The sequence below is a fragment of the Vibrio sp. Of7-15 genome, assembly GCF_022347565.1.
GTDB lineage: Bacteria > Pseudomonadota > Gammaproteobacteria > Enterobacterales > Vibrionaceae > NORP241.
Map to the genome: position 1 here is coordinate 22,280 of NZ_JAKRGH010000014.1, position 18,957 is coordinate 41,236.

25 protein-coding genes are annotated in these 18,957 nt (G+C 43.5%); 16 read left to right on the forward strand and 9 right to left on the reverse strand.

Translation table 11 applies throughout. From position 1 onward, the window contains the following. Positions 1-348 precede the first annotated feature (348 nt). The 4 genes from pyrB to MHO82_RS14800 all read left to right on the forward strand — a co-directional run bounded on the left by pyrB (position 349) and on the right by MHO82_RS14800 (position 3,011). The gene (gene pyrB, locus MHO82_RS14785; RefSeq protein ID WP_239184957.1) at positions 349-1,278 is read left to right on the forward strand and encodes an aspartate carbamoyltransferase; all 930 of its coding nucleotides are present in this window, start codon (positions 349-351) and stop codon (positions 1,276-1,278) included. Positions 1,279-1,294: 16 nt separating this feature from the next. Then, the gene (gene pyrI / locus MHO82_RS14790) at positions 1,295-1,759 is read left to right on the forward strand and encodes an aspartate carbamoyltransferase regulatory subunit (RefSeq protein ID WP_239184764.1); all 465 of its coding nucleotides are present in this window, start codon (positions 1,295-1,297) and stop codon (positions 1,757-1,759) included. A gap of 248 nt (positions 1,760-2,007) precedes the next feature. Continuing rightward, entirely contained in the window at positions 2,008-2,490 is a 483-nt protein-coding gene (locus MHO82_RS14795; protein ID WP_239184772.1) for an arginine repressor, read from the forward strand. Positions 2,491-2,621: 131 nt separating this feature from the next. Then, the gene (locus MHO82_RS14800) at positions 2,622-3,011 is read left to right on the forward strand and encodes a RidA family protein (RefSeq protein WP_239184775.1); all 390 of its coding nucleotides are present in this window, start codon (positions 2,622-2,624) and stop codon (positions 3,009-3,011) included. 55 nt (positions 3,012-3,066) lie between these two features. On the opposite strand, the gene idi is transcribed toward MHO82_RS14800, so the two are convergent. The 9 genes from idi to mlaF all read right to left on the reverse strand — a co-directional run bounded on the left by idi (position 3,067) and on the right by mlaF (position 9,236). Next, positions 3,067-3,621: an isopentenyl-diphosphate Delta-isomerase gene (gene idi, locus MHO82_RS14805; RefSeq protein WP_239184778.1), complete on the reverse strand. Its 555-nt coding sequence runs from the start codon at positions 3,619-3,621 to the stop codon at positions 3,067-3,069. A gap of 80 nt (positions 3,622-3,701) precedes the next feature. After that, positions 3,702-4,448, reverse strand: coding sequence for a 1-acylglycerol-3-phosphate O-acyltransferase (locus MHO82_RS14810; protein ID WP_239184780.1), 747 nt, complete (start codon positions 4,446-4,448; stop codon positions 3,702-3,704). Between the two features lie 165 nt (positions 4,449-4,613). Further along, positions 4,614-5,882, reverse strand: coding sequence for a UDP-N-acetylglucosamine 1-carboxyvinyltransferase (murA, locus tag MHO82_RS14815; RefSeq protein WP_239184781.1), 1,269 nt, complete (start codon positions 5,880-5,882; stop codon positions 4,614-4,616). Between the two features lie 13 nt (positions 5,883-5,895). Continuing rightward, complete coding sequence (gene ibaG / locus MHO82_RS14820) at positions 5,896-6,153, reverse strand: BolA family iron metabolism protein IbaG (RefSeq protein ID WP_239184783.1); 258 nt, start codon at positions 6,151-6,153, stop codon at positions 5,896-5,898. 11 nt (positions 6,154-6,164) lie between these two features. Beyond that, positions 6,165-6,482, reverse strand: a complete 318-nt coding sequence (locus tag MHO82_RS14825) for a lipid asymmetry maintenance protein MlaB (RefSeq protein WP_239184784.1) — start codon at positions 6,480-6,482, stop codon at positions 6,165-6,167. Beyond that, a complete protein-coding gene (gene mlaC / locus MHO82_RS14830) occupies positions 6,482-7,126 on the reverse strand; it encodes a phospholipid-binding protein MlaC (protein WP_239184785.1) in 645 nt (214 codons plus the stop codon). The genes MHO82_RS14825 and mlaC overlap by 1 nt, the downstream gene beginning before the upstream one ends. A 7-nt stretch (positions 7,127-7,133) precedes the next feature. Beyond that, positions 7,134-7,640, reverse strand: coding sequence for an outer membrane lipid asymmetry maintenance protein MlaD (gene mlaD, locus MHO82_RS14835; protein ID WP_239184786.1), 507 nt, complete (start codon positions 7,638-7,640; stop codon positions 7,134-7,136). A gap of 2 nt (positions 7,641-7,642) precedes the next feature. Further along, the gene (gene mlaE, locus MHO82_RS14840; protein WP_239184787.1) at positions 7,643-8,437 is read right to left on the reverse strand and encodes a lipid asymmetry maintenance ABC transporter permease subunit MlaE; all 795 of its coding nucleotides are present in this window, start codon (positions 8,435-8,437) and stop codon (positions 7,643-7,645) included. Then, on the reverse strand, positions 8,427-9,236 hold the full coding sequence (mlaF, locus tag MHO82_RS14845) for a phospholipid ABC transporter ATP-binding protein MlaF (protein ID WP_239184788.1): 810 nt from the start codon (positions 9,234-9,236) through the stop codon (positions 8,427-8,429). Before mlaF ends, mlaE begins: the two co-directional genes overlap by 11 nt. A 368-nt stretch (positions 9,237-9,604) precedes the next feature. Between mlaF and MHO82_RS14850 the strand changes: the two genes are divergently transcribed. The 12 genes from MHO82_RS14850 (at position 9,605) to mgtE (ending at position 18,892) form a co-directional block, all read left to right on the forward strand. Further along, the gene (locus MHO82_RS14850; RefSeq protein WP_239184789.1) at positions 9,605-10,570 is read left to right on the forward strand and encodes a calcium/sodium antiporter; all 966 of its coding nucleotides are present in this window, start codon (positions 9,605-9,607) and stop codon (positions 10,568-10,570) included. A gap of 20 nt (positions 10,571-10,590) precedes the next feature. Further along, positions 10,591-11,562, forward strand: a complete 972-nt coding sequence (locus tag MHO82_RS14855) for a KpsF/GutQ family sugar-phosphate isomerase (RefSeq protein ID WP_239184790.1) — start codon at positions 10,591-10,593, stop codon at positions 11,560-11,562. Next, positions 11,562-12,119: a 3-deoxy-manno-octulosonate-8-phosphatase KdsC gene (gene kdsC, locus MHO82_RS14860; protein WP_239184791.1), complete on the forward strand. Its 558-nt coding sequence runs from the start codon at positions 11,562-11,564 to the stop codon at positions 12,117-12,119. Before MHO82_RS14855 ends, kdsC begins: the two co-directional genes overlap by 1 nt. Beyond that, positions 12,116-12,679, forward strand: a complete 564-nt coding sequence (gene lptC, locus MHO82_RS14865; RefSeq protein WP_239184792.1) for an LPS export ABC transporter periplasmic protein LptC — start codon at positions 12,116-12,118, stop codon at positions 12,677-12,679. Before kdsC ends, lptC begins: the two co-directional genes overlap by 4 nt. Continuing rightward, positions 12,660-13,157: a lipopolysaccharide transport periplasmic protein LptA gene (lptA, locus tag MHO82_RS14870; protein ID WP_239184793.1), complete on the forward strand. Its 498-nt coding sequence runs from the start codon at positions 12,660-12,662 to the stop codon at positions 13,155-13,157. Before lptC ends, lptA begins: the two co-directional genes overlap by 20 nt. A gap of 4 nt (positions 13,158-13,161) precedes the next feature. After that, positions 13,162-13,887 (forward strand): LPS export ABC transporter ATP-binding protein, encoded by a 726-nt coding sequence (gene lptB, locus MHO82_RS14875; RefSeq protein WP_239184794.1) that lies wholly within the window; start codon positions 13,162-13,164, stop codon positions 13,885-13,887. Between the two features lie 110 nt (positions 13,888-13,997). Beyond that, a complete protein-coding gene (locus MHO82_RS14880; protein ID WP_239184796.1) occupies positions 13,998-15,482 on the forward strand; it encodes an RNA polymerase factor sigma-54 in 1,485 nt (494 codons plus the stop codon). Between the two features lie 25 nt (positions 15,483-15,507). Beyond that, positions 15,508-15,795, forward strand: coding sequence for a ribosome hibernation promoting factor (hpf, locus tag MHO82_RS14885; RefSeq protein WP_239184798.1), 288 nt, complete (start codon positions 15,508-15,510; stop codon positions 15,793-15,795). Positions 15,796-15,797: 2 nt separating this feature from the next. Continuing rightward, a complete protein-coding gene (ptsN, locus tag MHO82_RS14890) occupies positions 15,798-16,259 on the forward strand; it encodes a PTS IIA-like nitrogen regulatory protein PtsN (protein ID WP_239184799.1) in 462 nt (153 codons plus the stop codon). Positions 16,260-16,271: 12 nt separating this feature from the next. Beyond that, positions 16,272-17,126 (forward strand): RNase adapter RapZ, encoded by an 855-nt coding sequence (rapZ, locus tag MHO82_RS14895; RefSeq protein ID WP_239184802.1) that lies wholly within the window; start codon positions 16,272-16,274, stop codon positions 17,124-17,126. 19 nt (positions 17,127-17,145) lie between these two features. Further along, a complete protein-coding gene (locus tag MHO82_RS14900; protein ID WP_239184804.1) occupies positions 17,146-17,421 on the forward strand; it encodes an HPr family phosphocarrier protein in 276 nt (91 codons plus the stop codon). A 115-nt stretch (positions 17,422-17,536) separates the two neighbouring features. Continuing rightward, positions 17,537-18,892 carry a magnesium transporter gene (mgtE, locus tag MHO82_RS14905; RefSeq protein ID WP_239184807.1) on the forward strand — a complete coding sequence of 452 codons (1,356 nt, stop codon included), beginning with the start codon at positions 17,537-17,539 and terminating at the stop codon, positions 18,890-18,892. The last annotated feature ends 65 nt before the right edge of the window (positions 18,893-18,957 follow it).

Here is an 18,957-nt window from a genome sequence, read left to right on the forward strand (position 1 = left end):
ACCACTATCAAAAAATAAATTTTAAATACAATAAGTTAACCAAGCTAAAAAACGAACCATCATTGCATAAACTTCCATAAAATGAATAGTTTATATAATTTCAAAGCAAACGCTTGCGCTCTCATTTTTAGGGCGTATAATCCTCCGCAATTTGTTTGGGGAATGAAATATGCTTGTTCGAAAAAATGCATCCAACTTGCGCCAGTTAGTAACCAAGATGACCTCTTGGCAGGCGTCCGTTTTCGTTCTCCTATCGTTTTTTAAAAAAGCCTCCTATTAATGGGAGGCTTTTTTTTGACTGCAACTTCTGCAGATGTCACTGTCATCAACAATAGGGAAGAGAAGGCCATGGCGCACTCGCTATATCAAAAACACATCATTTCCATCCCAGAACTGACTCGAAGTGAACTTGAGCTTATCGTTGAAACGGCTGGTAATTTAAAAGCAACACCAAATCCTGAGCTATTAAAAAACAAAGTAGTCGCAAGCTGCTTTTTTGAACCGTCCACCCGAACTCGTCTGTCTTTCGAAACCGCAATCCAACGATTGGGTGGCACAGTAATTGGTTTTGATAACGGTGGTAATACATCACTGGCCAAAAAAGGCGAAACCTTGGCCGACTCTGTTCAGGTTATCTCTTCTTATGTGGATGCCTACGTCATGCGCCACCCTCAAGAAGGTGCCGCACGCTTAGCATCTGAGTTTTCAAATGGTGTTCCGGTGATTAACGGTGGAGATGGGGCGAATCAACACCCAACTCAAACACTGCTCGACTTATTCTCAATCTATGAGACGCAAGGTCGCTTAGACAACTTAAATGTGGCCTTTGTCGGTGACTTAAAATACGGCCGCACTGTGCACTCATTAACTCAAGCGCTGGCTAAATTTAATAACGTAAAATTCTTCTTCATCGCACCAGAAGTCTTAGCGATGCCAGATTACATCTGTGAAGAGCTGGATGAAGCAGGCATTGAGTACACCATCATGCAGGACATGGAAACCGCCATACCTGAGTTAGATATCCTGTACATGACACGAGTGCAGAAAGAACGCTTTGATGAATCAGAATACGCGCACATCAAATCCGCCTACATTTTAAGCGCCAACAATCTAGTCGAAGCTCGTGAAAATTTAAAAGTACTGCACCCACTACCACGTGTAGATGAGATTACAGTAGACGTAGATAAAACCCCACACGCCTATTACTTCCAGCAAGCAGAAAATGGCGTATACGCTCGCCAAGCTCTGTTAGCGTTAGTATTAAATGAAGAACTGTAAGGTAGGAGACAATATCATGGTAAAAGAAACACAATTACAGGTTGAAGCCATCAAAGACGGGACTGTAATCGACCATATTCCTGCTCACATTGGCATTAAAGTACTAAAGCTGTTTAATCTTCATAAATCTGCTGAACGTGTCACTGTTGGATTTAACTTACCGTCTTCTGCATTAGGAGCTAAAGATCTACTCAAAGTAGAAAACACCTTTGTTTCAGCACAGCAAGCCAGCAAACTTGCTCTTTATGCGCCAAAAGCAACAGTGAATCAAATTGAAAACTACGAGGTAGTGAAAAAAATCCCGCTCACACTACCAGAGATGATCACCAATGTGTTTGCCTGCCCAAACACCAACTGCATCAGCCACGATGAACCTGTGGACAGTAGCTTTAAAGTCATCACTAAAAAAGAAGACATTCAGCTCAAGTGCAAATATTGTGAAAAAGTGTTCTCACGAGAGATTGTTACAGAACGCAATTAACACAAAACAAAAATACAACATTAAAGCTCTGATATTTCAGGGCTTTAATCTTTATATTGTTTAAAAAACACCACAAAATAAGAGTTTAATCACACTCTGACCTCCCCCCTATTTTGGCTCAATCTTTTGGTGATACTCATCAAATTTTATAAGTGTATGAGCTGATACCATTCAACCCAACACCACACTTTTCAGCCAGCTCATTGGCGATAGATATGATCAATATTATTAAAAATTAAGGAGTTGCCATGACAGCTCAGCCAAATACGCTCATTGAACATGATGATGAAAATGCCTACCTTGCGTGTAAGCGTTTGCTACAACAACAAAGCTTTACTACACAAGATGAGATCCGCCACCAGCTGATCACGATGGGATTTAGTGATGTCAGTCAATCCACCGTGTCTCGTTTGCTCTCTCGCTTAGGAGTAGCAAAAGTTCCTAATGCTCACGGGAAAAAAGTCTACTGCTTAACCGTTGAAAGTGAGCCCGTCCGTATTAACTCTTCCATTGCTTCTCAAATTGAATACGTCACTCATAATCAACTTGTTGTGGTTGTAAAAACCCACCCAGGAGGTGCTCAATTAGTCGCTCGATTAATTGATATTCAACCGCACAATGAGATTCTAGGATCTGTGGGAGGCAACGATACTGTTATGATTGCACCACGAGACATTAAACGCATTGATTTATGTGAGCAAATCGTAAAAGAACGTTTAGGTATGGCGTAAGCTGCAACTTCAAGCTTTGACCCCATCAGATTTTAAGAGTTTTTTGTTCTAGGGCTTTACCTTAGTGATGCTGCGTTGCACACTAGAAGTTACATATAACCTCCTATGACATAAATAAAGGAAGTATCATAATGACCACTGTTCTACACACTGAAAATGCACCAGCAGCTATCGGCCCATACGTACAAGGTGTTGATCTTGGCAACATGGTTCTAACTTCTGGCCAAATTCCAGTAAACCCACAAACAGGCGAAGTCTCTGACGATATTGCAGAGCAAGCACGCCAGTCGCTTGAAAACGTAAAAGCAGTGGTTGAAGCTTCAGGTCTAACGGTAACTGACATTGTAAAAATGACCGTATTTGTAAAAGACCTAAATGATTTTGGCACTGTAAATGAAGTGTATGGTCAGTTTTTCGATAGCCATAATGTGGCTAACTACCCTGCACGCTCTTGTGTTGAAGTTGCGCGTTTACCAAAAGACGTGAAAATTGAAATTGAAGCGATCGCGGTACGTAAGTAATCGCTCCATAATAAAAGCGGTGAGATCACCGCTTTTATTCACATATAACTACCGTTTACGCGACAGAAATCGCTTTTTGAGTAAATGATAAAACTTGGCTAAACCACGCTGTAAAACGTTCTGGGTGCTGACTTAGCTCCTCTGACAATTCAGCTTCAGGCCACCAACGGACTGCCATCACCTCTTCAGGGTTAAGTTCATATTCGACATCATCAATCTCAGCACACACCACATGATCCAGCTCGTGCTCAATCAAATTATTATCCAGTTCCGCCCGATAAATAAAAGAACCCAGCTCTTTTAGAGGCATCTTTTCAGCACTAATGTGGACTTCTTGCTTTAGCCTGCGAACGGCAGCGGCTAGTATCGTTTCATTGTGCTCAGGGTGAGAACAGCAGGTGTTCGTCCACAAACCTTCACTGTGATATTTCCCCAATGCTCGCTGCTGAAGCAAAAACTCAACCCCAGCCGAGGTTCTCCGGTACAGTAATACCGAAAATGCGAGATGCAGCTCACCGCTAACATGAGCAGCCATTTTTTCCATCTCGCCAATAGGTTGGCCCTGTTCATCAACCAAGATGACATTTTGTTGCTGACCGTATGAATGCATATTTAGCTCCTAAACAAGAAAAGGTACGCTCATCAGCGCACCTTTTCTTCTTCAATCTTACTGACAATTATAACTAGTGGTTACGCCGACTGCTTGCGGCTACCCATATTTAATTGCTCTACTTCTGCATCCAGCTCTGCAAGCTTCTGTGCCATTTGCTCACGACACTGAGCCGCTATTTCACGAACATTCTCTTTCGTACACCCTTCTGTACTCACTGGTGGCAACATTTCCACAATAACGTGACCATTATTCCAGCGGTTTAGCTTAATTTTATCTTGTGTTGTACTACACACAATTGGAGTTACTGGCACGCCAGCACCAATTGCAGCGTGAAAAGCACCCGTTTTAAACGGCATCAAACCACGACCACGTGAACGCGTACCCTCAGGAAACATCCAAACAGACACTGAGCGCTCTTTAATTTTTTCTACAACCTGACCAATCGTACCCATCGCTTTACTTCGGTTAGCACGATCAATCAAAATATTACCGGTGATCCAATAAAGCTGACCAAATAAAGGTAACCACACTAAGCTTTTCTTACCTACCGTCACAGTACGTGGCATCACCGCACCAGAAACAGTAAACAGATCCCAGCTATTTTGGTGGTTAGCAATGTACATGCTAGTGCCTTGCTGATAAGCCTCATCTGGTATACGTACTTCTAGCTTAATGCCAAAAACAGCCGACATTTTGCTAAATAAGCGACCAAATGTATGAACGTGTTTTGGGTTGCGCGGGCTAAATAAGCAATAACCACAACCTAATGTGAACATTAAGATGGCAAACACCGCTACTGCCAACAGGCGTAGTACAGCAATCATTTATAATCTCCTCAGCGTACATGTGTACGCTATTATACGGATGGAGTGGATGAATACCAACCGTCTTGTCATTAATGCGTATTAGCTCTTCGATATTGATATCATAAGATATAAAAAACCGGGCTCTATTGCAGATCCCGGTTTCAATACAGCAGTTATGTTGTGTTATCGACCAGAAGGGATCCGCTCGATATTCGCACCCACACGAGACAACTTATCTTCAATTTTGTCGTAGCCACGATCAATATGATAGATACGATCAACGACCGTCTCGCCTTGGGCAATACAACCCGCTATCACTAAGCTTGCTGAGGCACGTAAGTCTGTCGCCATTACTTCAGCACCACTTAGGTGATCCGTATCACCACAGATCACGGTATGGCCTTCAATCTCTGCGTGTGCACCCATTCGCTGTAGCTCAGGAACATGCATAAAGCGGTTTTCAAAAATAGTTTCTGTAATAATACCAGAACCTTTGGCCACCATATTCAGCAATGTAAATTGAGCCTGCATGTCCGTTGGAAAACCTGGATGCGGTGCAGTACGAATATTCACAGCTCGTAATTCACGATCGCCAGTCATGTCGACACTGATCCAATCTTCACCACTTTCCACTAACGCGCCCGCATCTTCCAATTTGGCAAGCACCGCTTCAAGTAAATGAGGTTGGGTATTAAGACACTTAATTTTACCGCCAGAAACAGCGGCAGCTACTAAAAACGTTCCCGTTTCAATGCGATCCGCAACTACTTCGTGGCGGCCACCTGTCAAACGTTCAACACCTTCAATCGTAATCGTATCAGTGCCAACACCTGAGATTTTTGCACCCAAAGTATTTAAGAACTCTGCAGTATCAACAATTTCAGGCTCACGCGCTGCATTTTCAATGATCGTTGTGCCCGTTGCTAACGTTGCTGCACTCATGATGGTGATCGTGGCACCAACGCTCACTTTATCCATCACAATGTGCGCGCCCTTTAAACGGCCATCAACGTCTGCTTTTACATAACCATCTTCTAATGTGATGGTCGCCCCAAGTTGCTCTAAGCCCTTGATATGAAGATCAACAGGACGGGCACCAATCGCACAACCACCCGGCAGAGAGACTTGCCCTTGACCGAAACGCGCAACAAGTGGACCTAAAGCCCAGATGGAAGCACGCATGGTTTTTACAAGCTCATAAGGTGCGCAGAAGTTATCGATTTGACTCGCATCAACGTGTACGGAACCATTGCGTTCTACCTTTGCACCTAAACGCTTTAGCAGCTCCATCGTGGTGTCGATGTCACGCAGCTTAGGTACATTAGCGACTTCTACTGGTTCTTCTGCTAGTAACGCAGAAAACAAAATTGGCAAAGCCGCATTTTTTGCACCAGAGATATGAACGTCACCAGAAAGCGGCTTATCGCTTCCTTTGATAAGAAATTTATGCATTCAATACGACCTCTTAGAATGGCATATTTAATTTTTTATCACGTTCCCATTCCTGAGGCGTGTAGGCTTTAATGGATAATGCATGAATTGCATTTGAAGCGATCTGTTCCATAAGAGGAGCATAAATAGTTTGCTGTTTCTTAACGCGGCTCATTCCATCGAACATGTCACCAACAGCAATCACTTCAAAATGACTGCCTTCACCTTTCACGTGAACTTCACTTAATTGAAGTTCACTTTCTAAAATCTGTTTAATTTCAGTGCTATCCACTCGTTTACCTCTTACGCCGCGTTATTTATATGATCGGCAAGTATTGATTCAACATTGCTTAACCGCATTAATGTCATTAGCTGATCAGGCACGAAACCAAGCATTATATGACAGTTTCGTTTTTTTGCATGCTCTATTAAATGTAACAGCATAACCATGCCAGCAGAATCAATTCGATCAATTTGCGCTAAGTCTACCTGAACTTGATCACTTTTAGGATGCCATTGTGTGATTTCCCGCCATAATACTGGCACGGTTTCACGATCTAGGGCACCTTCTAACACCACACGATCCTCAGAGGTAATATGCCAAGTGGGATGCACTGCCATTATTTATCGCCTTCTAAACGAATCGGATTTAACGCTAAACGATGCAACTCTTTACTAACCGCATCAATCCCTTCCTTACGGATTTTGCTATTCCACTCAGACTGCTTTGTTGATAGTAAGCTTACGCCTTCTGCTACCATATCAAACGCCTGCCACTCTGACGTTTTCTTATTTTTACGCAGTTTGAAATCAATTTTAATCGATGGACGAGCACTGTCGACAATTTCAACTCGAATAGAAATGATGCGTTTATCTGCAGGAATGGTTTTTTCCGGCTCAAACAATACATTCTGATCAGTGTATTGTGTTAACACCTGTGCGTAAGAGGCGATAAGGTACTGATTAAATGCACGAACAAATTCTTCACGCTCTTCTGGTGTTGTCTTTTTTAAGTGTGTGCCTAACAACTTGTAAGCCGCGTATTTCACATTCACGTATGGCATCAGCTCTTCACGCACAACCGTTTTCAAAATTTCAGGTTGCTGCTGAATATTCTCTTGCTCAGCTTTTAAACGCGCAAACGTATTTTCCGATACAAACTCCATCATCTCGTAGGGCTTGGTTTTATCCACCTCTGCGGCTGATGCCATCCAAGAGAAGCTCGCAATTACAAGAGTAAATAGTGCAATTATCTTTTTCATCATTCTGTCCTTACTGTTCCGTCGTTGGCTCAGTCGTTGATTCTGAACTGTCGCCACCAATGCTATACAGCACTTGGCCTATCATATCTTCTAATACTAATGCTGATTTGGTGTCTTCTACGTAATCACCATCACCCAGCAGATCAATGTCTTCATCAACAAAGCCAGGAACCAAACCAACGTATTGCTCACCGATCAAGCCTGCCGTTAAAATTTGCACAGCAGAGGTTTCTGGAAAGTAACCGTACTGCTTTTCAATCGCCATGCTCACCACAGGCAAGTAGCTGCTGGTATCTAATGTGATGTTAGTGATTCGTCCGACGACGACACCACCAACCTTAATTGGCGAGCGCACTTTCAAGCCACCGATGTTATCGAATTCCGCTTTTAGGGTGTATGTTTCACCATTACCGATGTTGCTCACATCCGCGACTTTCAGCATGATGATTAATAGAGCGCCCAAGCCAACTAAAATGAATGAGCCAACCCAAAGTTCTAATTTACGTGTCTGTTGCATGATTAATTCCCAAACATCAGTGCTGTAAGCACAAAATCTAATCCCAATACGGCTAATGACGAGTGTACAACGGTTCGTGTTGTTGCTCGGCTGATCCCTTCAGAAGTCGGTATCGCATCATAACCATTAAAAAGTGCAATCCAGGTGATAGTAAATGCAAACACCATACACTTAATAATGCTGTTCACGATGTCATACCGTAGATCAACAGAAGACTGCATCACAGACCAAAAACTACCGTGGTCAATACCTTTCCATTCCACACCAACAATCTGCCCCCCCCAAATACCAACAGCCATAAAAATCATGGCAAGTAATGGCATTGAAATCAGACCCGCCCATAATCGCGGTGCAATAATACGTCTTAAAGGATCAACGGCCATCATTTCCATGCTTGATATTTGCTCAGTGGCTTTCATTAACCCAATTTCAGCCGTTAATGCAGAACCTGCTCGACCAGCAAATAATAACGCGGTGACTACAGGCCCAAGCTCTCGTAATAAAGAAAGCGCCACCATCTGACCAAGACTGGTTTCAGCGCCGTAATCCACAAGAATGATATAACCCTGAAGACTAAGAACCATGCCAATGAATAAACCAGACACGATGATAATAGCTAAGGATAATACGCCGACAGAATATAACTGTGTCATAACCAGCGGCAACATTTTAATCGGCTGCGGTTTAGCAATCACAGCCCCTAGCAACATGAACGTGGCGCGACCAAAAGATTCACAGACATCCAGACCACGACGCCCTGTTTTTGCAATAAATTTCATCACTGCACTATCCGCCATGATTAAATAACTCCTGTGACAATGCTTTAGCGGGAAAGCGGAACGGAACGGGGCCGTCTGCATACCCATCTAAGAATTGGCGTACTTTCGGATCTGGGTTTTCTCGTAAAGCCTGCGGTGAACCTTGAGCAATCACTTTACCTTCAGCCAACAAGTACACATGATCAGCAATACTCATTACTTCAGGAACATCATGAGAGACAACAATAGACGTTAACCCAAGGGCCTGACTTAAATTACGAATCAGCTCCACCAGCACCCCCATCGTAATCGGGTCTTGGCCAACAAAAGGCTCATCGTACATGATCAAATCGGGATCAAGCGCAATAGACCGCGCCAGTGCCGCACGGCGAGCCATCCCCCCTGATAGCTCACTTGGCATTAGCTGAGCAGCACCACGTAATCCTACCGCTTCTAACTTCAATAACACCAAAGAGCGAATCAAATCTTCAGGTAAATCCGTGTGCTCTCGAATTGGAAAGGCCACGTTATCGAACACTGTCATATCCGTAAACAAAGCCCCCGACTGAAAAAGCATGCTCATTTTTTTACGTGCTTTATACAGTTCAGACCGGCCAAGTGTTGGAATATTCCAACCTTCGAACCACACATCACCCGACTCCGGTAAAATTTGCCCACCAATCAAGCGTAATAATGTTGTTTTACCAATGCCAGAAGGCCCCATAATGGCGGTTACCTTCCCTTTCGGTACTTCTAAGCTGACATCATCAAAAATCTTACGATCGCCGCGGCTAAAAGTAAGGTTCTTAACGGTCACTAAATGATCACTAGAGGTCATATCCAACCTTTAATCGTTGTACATCATGAGTACAGCGTTGGCTTCGCATTCCATAGAGCCAACAAACAAGAAATAATAGGACGATTAAACACCAATCCCACACAAATGAACAGTGTTCTTATGTCAAATCTGAGTCAATCTCAACTTAACAACAATAAATAGTACCGCAGGTTATCAAATTTATTTATCAACTCTACTGACTTTTCAATAAAATATATGAATTAGCTTGCTAAATTAAACAAGCTTTGTGAATCAATGAATAACAATTATCCTCCCCTTTTTTCTTCCATTTTGAACGCTGACACGTCAGAATTACTGGCAATATTATCTCTACCATTTTTTATCATCTATTTTACTAAGGAAAAAACATGCTTGAAGCAGTTGTGTTTCTAGTCGTGGGGCTAGGCCTACTCGTCTGGAGTGCTGATAAACTCGTTTTTGGTGCAGCAGCACTGGCAAAAAACATAGGTGTATCACCACTTGTTATCGGTATGACCATTCTTGCAATGGGCTCATCGGCCCCAGAAATGATGGTTTCTGCGACTGCCGCTCTAGATGGAAAAACAGACACAGCTGTGGGTAATGTTTTAGGTTCAAACATTGCAAATATTGCGCTTATTTTAGGTATCACAGCACTCATCAAGCCTCTGGCTATCAGCTCTGGCGTTATTCGTCGTGAGCTGCCGCTAATGCTCGTTGTGACCTTATTAGCAGGTGCATTATTGTGGGATAGCCACCTTGGTTTTTACGAAGGTGTACTGCTGGTTGTTCTGTTTATCTCCTTCCTAATTGCAATGCTAAAAATAAGCCAAAACGAAAAGAAAAATGGTGATGTATTACTTGACGAACAAGAGTCTGAAATCCCAGAAGGCGTTAGCAACGCAAAAGCCGCCCTTTGGGTGGTAGTCGGACTAGTGGCCTTACCGTTTGCCGCCGATACCTTGGTAGATTCTTCTGTTACCATTGCTAAATTCTTTGGCATGAGCGACCTTGTGATTGGCTTAACCATCATTGCTATTGGTACTAGCTTGCCGGAACTTGCCGCTTCACTCGCGAGCCTGAAAAAAGGCGAAGATGATATGGCAGTAGGTAACATTATCGGCTCTAACGTGTTTAATATTTTGGCCGTAATGGGGATCCCTGGCTTACTCAACCCTTCAGTTCTGAGTCCTTTGGCGATGGGGCGTGATTTTTATGTAATGCTAGCCATTTCTATTTTATTGCTGATTATGGCTTTAGGGAAAAGTCGCAGTATTAACCGCATTGAAGGTGGTATTTTATTTGCGTGCTTTATCGCCTATCAAACATATCTCTTTTATAATGTGGCCGCTTAAACATTTAAGGAACCATTAACATGGCAAGCAATTTCGATTTTTGTGCCGCTGGTAAAGAAGTACTGGACATTGAAATTAGTGCTCTTAACCAGCTTTCTCGTTACATTGATGATAGCTTTCATCAAGCCTGCGAATTAATGATGAACTGCCAAGGTAAAGTCATTGTTATGGGCATGGGTAAGTCTGGACTTATCGGCAGTAAAATTGCGGCAACTTTTGCCAGCACAGGCACCCCATCCTTCTTTGTTCACCCGGGAGAAGCCAGCCACGGTGATCTAGGAATGATCGAAAAAGGGGATGTCGTGCTTGCCATCTCAAACTCTGGTGAAGCTTCTGAATTTTTAGCATTAGTTCCCGTCATTAAGCGTCAAGGAATCGACCTGATCTCCATGACAGGTAAACCGAATTCAACCATGGCAACGGTATCTGATGTTCATTTGCAAATCACAGTACCAAAAGAAGCCTGCCCTTTAGAACTGGCTCCCACTTCTAGCACCACGGCGACATTAGTGATGGGTGACGCCCTCGCGATGGCTTTACTCGAGGCCAAAGGCTTTACCGCCGATGATTTTGCTCTTTCTCACCCGGGAGGCGCATTAGGCCGTAAACTTTTAATGCGCCTTGCCGATATCATGCATCATGATGAAAAGTTACCGATGGTAACCGCTGACTCCCTAATTAAAGATGCACTCCTCGAAGTATCTCAAAAAGGGCTTGGGATGACCGCCATTGTAGATGAAGAACAACAGGTACTGGGGATCTTCACTGACGGTGATCTACGTCGCTTATTAGACAATCGTATTGATATTCACACAACTCACATTGGTGAAGTCATGACGCATAACCCTACCGTCGCTAGCCCAGACATGCTGGCAGTTGAAGGGTTAAACATCATGGAAAGCAAAAAAATCAACGGCTTACTATTATGTGATAATGGCCGACTTGTGGGCGCTTTAAACATGCATGATTTACTAAAAGCAGGAGTAATGTAATGCCTAAATCCATTACTACCTTATATGGTGAGGTGGAACCATCGCTCTTTTCCATTGCCAAAGACATTAAACTACTCATTTGTGACGTGGATGGTGTGTTCTCAGATGGCAGAATCTACATGGGCAACAATGGTGAAGAATTAAAAACCTTCCACACCCGTGATGGTTATGGCGTCAAAGCACTCATGAGCGCAGGTGTAGAAGTCGCAATTATTACTGGTCGTAAATCAGCAATTGTAGAAAACCGCATGAACGCACTTGGTATTAAACTAATATACCAAGGCCAGGACAATAAACTGCAAGCTTACCAAGATATTTGTGCCAAACTCAATATCGCACCAGAGCACACAGGCTACATTGGTGATGATTTAATTGATTGGCCTGTCATGGAAAAAGTTGGGCTGAAAGTCTGTGTTGCTGATGGGCACCCGCTTTTAGTACAGCGTGCAAACTACGTTACCCATATCAATGGTGGTTATGGCGCGGTACGCGAGGTCTGCGATTTAATACTACAAGCAAAAGATGAACTAGAAATGCATAAAGGTTTGAGTATATGAGTCTAGCCAGACTGCTTTTTATACTCTTAATGGTTGTTTCCAGTTGGGCAGGGTACTATCTGTTTGATAAACAAAATCAAGAAGTCAAACAAGTCATACCCAGTGCGGAAGTACCAGTTTTCAGTGGAACGCACCTCACCAATACCAGTTACACTGAAGGTGGGGTGCGAAACTACCGTATTTATTCTCGCTCACTCGACCACTACTCCAGCACTGGTGAAACCCATTTTGTCTCGCCACTGTTAACCATCTTCCGAGAAGGTGATGTCACGGAGTGGCAAATTAGCTCAGACAATGCAGTATTAGACAATGAACACGCTTTGCTTATGACTGGTAATGTAGTGATTCATAATTTGATTCAAGGGGCGAGCTTTGAATCCATGACCACTGATAGCTTAAACATTCAGCTCATTGAGAAAGATTTCATGACGGATGACGCTGTACGATTATTTGGCCCTCAATTCCAAACCACAGGCCAAGCAATGCGTGGCAACTTTGAACGTTACGAAGCAAAATTACTTAATAAAGTACAAGGTAGATATGAAGCTCTTAGAAATTAGCTTATTAGCTTGCTTATGTGTTTCAACAGCAAGTTGGGCACTGAGCTCCGATACTCAGCAACCCCTTTACATTAATGCCGATTCCCAATCACTCGACATGAAAAACAATCAAGTGACGTTTAACGGTGATGTGACATTAAAACAAGGCAGTATCAATATTCAAGCCGATAAGCTGATTGTGATCCGCCCTAAAAATAAAGAAGGTCGCGAGATCATTGAAGCTTATGGCAACCCTGCGCGTTTTAGCCAAATGACCGATACTGGTGAAACTTTAAAAGGCAAAGCCAACAAACTGAAATATGAAGTAGCAAAAGAGTTTTTACGTATGTCAGGCAAAGCAGAATTAGCCCAAGACGATAGCTTGATTCAAAGTGAAATGATCACTTATCAGATCAGCACTCAAAAATTGATGGCTGATGGTGGTGAAAACAAGCGTGTGACCACAATATTACAACCGAGCCAATTAAATAATAAGTAACCCTATGGCAATATTAAAAGCAGAGCACCTTGCAAAAAGCTATAACGGTCGTAAGGTCGTAACCGATGTAAGCCTCCAAGTTGAGTCAGGAAAAATTGTCGGCTTACTCGGGCCTAATGGGGCAGGCAAAACCACGTCTTTTTACATGATCGTTGGGCTTGTCGCTCGTGATGAAGGAAGTATCACCATTGATAATACTGACATCAGCATCCAACCGATGCACAACCGCTCTAAAATGGGTATTGGCTACTTACCACAAGAAGCTTCTATTTTTAGAAAACTGTCTGTTCACGACAACCTAATGGCCGTGTTACAAACACGCTCAGAACTGACAAAAGAGCAACGCCAAGACAAACTCGAAGATCTACTGGATGAATTTAACATTCAGCACATTCGTGACAGTTTAGGTATGGCTTTATCCGGTGGTGAGCGTCGCCGAGTCGAAATTGCACGCGCTTTAGCCGCAAATCCAAAATTCATTCTACTGGATGAACCTTTTGCTGGCGTCGATCCAATATCTGTGATCGACATCAAAAAGATCATTGAGCATTTACGAGATCGTGGTCTAGGTGTTTTGATTACAGATCATAATGTTCGTGAAACACTGGACGTATGTGAGCATGCTTACATCGTGAGTCAGGGCCATCTAATTGCAAACGGCTCTCCAGAAGATGTACTCAACGATGAACATGTGAAACGAGTATATTTAGGCGACCAGTTCAAGCTATAGTTATAAGTGAACGTTACCTGTCTAATGATTTTATATTGACAGCTTTCATCGGATTAGACAGGTAAGTCGCCATAACATAAAAATAATATTGCAGGGTACGCACACTACACATGAAACCATCACTTCAACTCAAGTTAGGCCAACAGCTGGCCATGACACCTCAGCTTCAGCAAGCAATTCGTTTGCTTCAGCTCTCCACTCTCGACCTTCAGCAAGAGATCCAAGAAGCCCTCGAGTCAAACCCATTACTTGATGTAGAAGAGCACCAAGAAGAAGTTGCCGCACCGTCAGCTGACGACAAAACAAATAAAGAAAATAGTAACGACGCTGAACCAAGTGCAGAAGTAACCAGCGAACCTGAGCCTATGGATAGCTCCGATGCCATCGAAAAAAATGAAATGGCAGAAGACCTACCTATCGATACCACATGGGAAGATGTCTACAGTGCTAACACTGGCAGCACAGGGATCGCGCTTGATGATGACATGCCTGTCTACCAAGGTGAAACCACTGAAAGTTTGCAAGATTATCTGATGTGGCAGGTACAACTTACTCCTTTCTCTGAGACGGATTTAACCATTGCTACCGCGATTATTGATGCTGTCGACGAAAAGGGGTACTTAAGTGTCTCTACAGAAGATATTCAAGAAAGCTTAGGTAATGAAGAAGTGGAGCTTGATGAAGTTGAAGCCGTCTTAAAACGCGTTCAACAGTTTGATCCACTGGGTGTAGCCTCTCGTAACTTGCAAGAATGTTTATTACTACAACTTGCTACCTATCCAAAAGAGACCCCCTGGTTGAGTGAAACACAGCACATCCTAACAGAATACATCGATCTGCTTGGTAACCGTGATTATCGCCAATTAGCAAAAGAAACTAAGCTCAAAGAAGCAGAATTAAAACAAGTCATGATGCTAATTCATGATTTAGATCCAAGGCCAGGCAACCGTGTGGTGAATACCGATACTGAGTACGTCATTCCGGATGTGTCCGTATTTAAGGACAATGGTAAATGGGTCGTCAGTATCAACCCAGACAGTGTTCCTCGCTTGAAAGTGAATGCCGAATACGCCGCTCTTGGTAAAAGCACCAAAAACAGTGCTGACGGGCAATTTATTCGAACTCACCTTCAAGATGCGAAGTGGCTAATTAAAAGTCTAGAAAGCAGAAACGAGACGCTGCTCAAAGTTGCACGCTGTATTGTTGAACATCAGCAGGATTTCTTTGAGTATGGTGAAGAAGCCATGAAGCCAATGGTTCTCAACGACATCGCTCTTGCCGTTGAAATGCATGAGTCAACCATATCACGAGTTACGACTCAGAAGTTCATGCACACCCCACGAGGGATATTTGAGCTAAAATACTTCTTCTCTAGCCATGTGAGTACCGATAGTGGTGGTGAATGTTCATCCACTGCGATCCGAGCTCTAGTGAAGAAACTGGTTGCCGCCGAAAACCAAGCGAAACCATTAAGTGACAGTAAAATTGCAACACTGCTTGCAGAGCAAGGGATAATGGTAGCAAGGCGAACTATCGCTAAGTACCGTGAATCTTTAGGTATACCGCCATCTAATCAGCGTAAACGCCTATTATAAGGCGAACAACAGAAGGAAGATGTATATGCAAATAAACCTAACAGGGCACCACATTGAACTCACTCCAGCACTAAGAGAAAGTGTAAATAGCAAATTCCAAAAATTGGAGCGTTTCTTTGAGCATATCAATAATGTTCATGTGGTGCTCAGAGTTGAAAAGTTGCAACAAACCGCTGAAGCAACACTTCACGTAAACCAAGGTGAAATTCACGCTACCTCTGAATCTGAAAATATGTATGCCGCAATTGACACACTTGTTGATAAACTAGTGCGTCAATTAAACAAACATAAAGAAAAGTTAAGTAACTACTAATCATGCAACTAAGTCACGTACTTTCATTGAACTGCACCAAAAGTGCAGTTCAATGCACGAGCAAAAAACGCGCTCTTGAAATCATCAGTGAAGTCGCCGCCAAACAGCTCAATCAAAACCCAACCGAATTATTTGAGTGTATGCTCAATCGTGAAAAGATGGGCAGTACAGGTATTGGCAATGGCATCGCCATCCCTCACGGGCGTATTTTTAACAGTGATCAAGCCGTAGCGGTGTTACTGCAATGCGAAGAACCAATTCAATTTGATGCCATTGATAACCAACCAGTGGATCTCCTTTTCGCTTTATTAGTGCCTGATGCACAATGTAAGCAACACTTAAAAACCCTTTCCAACATGGCTGAGAAGCTCAGTGACAAACACGTACTGCGCCAATTACGCAATGCCAGCAGCGATCAAGAGCTATATCAAATCATGATCGGAAGTGAAGAAACGGCCAATTAAAGGTAACGTGTAATGAAATTAATGGTAGTCAGTGGCCGTTCTGGTGCAGGTAAGTCAGTTGCTTTGCGTGTTCTTGAAGATCTGGGCTATTACTGTGTGGACAATCTTCCTGTTGATCTACTGTCTCAGTTTACTTCTTCTATCAAAGGCAGCCGCCAAAATATTGCGGTAAGCATTGATATCCGCAACTTACCGGAAGACCCAACATTAATACAAGACACTCTCCACGATCTAAAAAATGAGTTTGACGTTAATGTCATCTTTTTAGATGCCGACGATAAAGAGCTCGTTAAGCGCTATAGTGAAACTCGCCGGTTGCACCCGCTGTCCATGAATTCCAAGAACTATTCATTGGAACAAGCCGTCGAATTAGAAAACTCTTTACTCACGAAGCTAAAAGGCAGCGCGGATCTTGTCATTGATACCACAACTAAGTCTATCCATGATCTTAGTGAGACCTTAAGGGCTAGAATTCTTGGTAGGGAATCCAAAGATCTGGTAATGGTCTTTGAGTCATTTGGCTTTAAATATGGCCTACCGACCGACGCTGATTACGTCTTTGATGTCCGCTTTTTGCCTAACCCACACTGGGAACCAAACCTTCGCCCAATGACAGGCTTAGATGCGCCAGTGCAAGAATACCTCAGCGGTTTTAGCGAAGTCACTCAGCTTCAGCAGCAAATTCGGACCTTTCTAGAAACCTGGTTGCCTGCACTTGAAAAAAACAACCGCAGCTATCTAACCGTTGCGATTGGCTGCACAGGCGGTCAACATCGCTCTGTGTATATTACCCAACAATTAGGTGAATACTTCAGTAAACAGGGCCAACAAGTACAAATTCGTCATAAGACATTAGAGCGACAATAAACCAGCAAAGGACGCTGAAATGGCCAACCACCAGAAAAGGTTATTAATCAAAAACAGGCTCGGATTACACGCCCGAGCCGCCGTTAAACTGGTTGAACTAGCACAGAGTTTCAATGCTTGTATCACCGTTTGTAACGACGAACGAGAAGCAGTGGCTGACAGTGTCATGGGGCTGTTAATGCTGGAATCTGCACAAGGGCAACAAGTCACCGTCAGTGCAACAGGGCGGGAAGCCGAGCAAGCATTACATGCAATTTGTCAGCTAATCGAAGATGGGTTTGACGAAGAAAGTTAATAGCCTCCACACTGTTCAAAACCGTAAAGATAAATGTAAGAAAATATTCTTAAACCTCATTTAAAAGTACGTTACTATTCAGCCCATTGCGCCATCAGTAGAAAGAGGCGAGCCTATGGCAGAACAACAAGAATTTGACCAAGCCCACCAGACCTTACAAGAGGTCAGCACCGCACTCGATAACGGGATGTTTGTCCATGTCCGACGTCAGTTACAAGACATGGAACCCGAAGACATTGCTCATCTACTCGAAGCCTCTCCTCGTAAAAGCCGTGATGTTTTATGGCAACTGACCGACCCCGAAGATTACGGGGAAATATTGGATGAGCTATCAGAAGATGTAAAAGATGGTATCGTCTCCCAAATGGCGCCAGAAAAATTGGCTGAAGCCACTGAGGGGATGGAAACCGACGATGTTGCGTATGTTTTGCGTAGCCTCCCAGAAGACGTCTCCCGTGAAGTTTTGTCCCAAATGGACAGCACGGATCGGCTAAGAGTAGAAACCGCCCTATCCTACCCAGAGGAAACCGCTGGCGGTATGATGAATACCGACTTCATCACCATTCGCTCTGATGTTGAAGTTGATGTGGTTCTTCGCTACTTACGTATGAAAGGTGAACTACCAGAAGCAACAGACGCCCTCTATGTGGTCGACAGTGAGAGTCGCCTAATAGGGCACCTGCCCCTAACTTCACTCCTTACCGCCCAGCCAGATGTGGAGGTAAGTGAGGTGATGGATGACGCTGATGAAGCCATTCCTGTCGACATGGATGATGGTGAAGTCGCCAGCTTATTTGAAAGACGAAACTGGGTTTCAGCTCCTGTCGTTGATGAAAATGATCTACTGGTTGGTCGTATTACCATTGATGATGTCGTTGATATTATTCGAGAAGATGCTGAGCACTCGATGATGAGTATGGCGGGTATGGATGATGACGAAGATACTTTCGCCCCCGTAGTCAAGTCGGCTCGTCGCCGTAGTGTCTGGCTGGGTGTCAACGTATTAGCCGCTTTAGCCGCAGCATCGGTCTCTAATATGTTTGAAGCGACCTTTGATAAAATGGCAGCTATTGCCGTCCTGATGACCATAGTACCTTCGATGGGTGGCGTTGCTGGTAACCAAACCGTCGCTCTTGTTATCCGTGGTTTAGCGGTTGGCCATATCGGTGACAGTAACAAACGCGAACTTCTTATGAAAGAAGCGGCAATTGGTTTACTCAACGGCCTATTATGGGCGTGTATCATCGGTGGAGTGGTCGTGGTATGGAAAGATAACTTCATCTTAGGCGGAATCATTGCAACAGCCATGATGGCTAACCTGATTATTGCCGGAGTAGCAGGGGTCACGATCCCTATCTTCTTGAAGAAAATGAATATTGATCCCGCTCTTGCAGGGGGAATGGCACTCACCACAGTCACGGATGTGATTGGTTTATCTGTCTTCTTAGGCTTAGCCACTTTGCTTATCTAGCCGGGCCTCTGTTATTTCTAGCAAGTAATAAAAAAGGTGCTGAATTCAGCACCTTTTTTGTATCT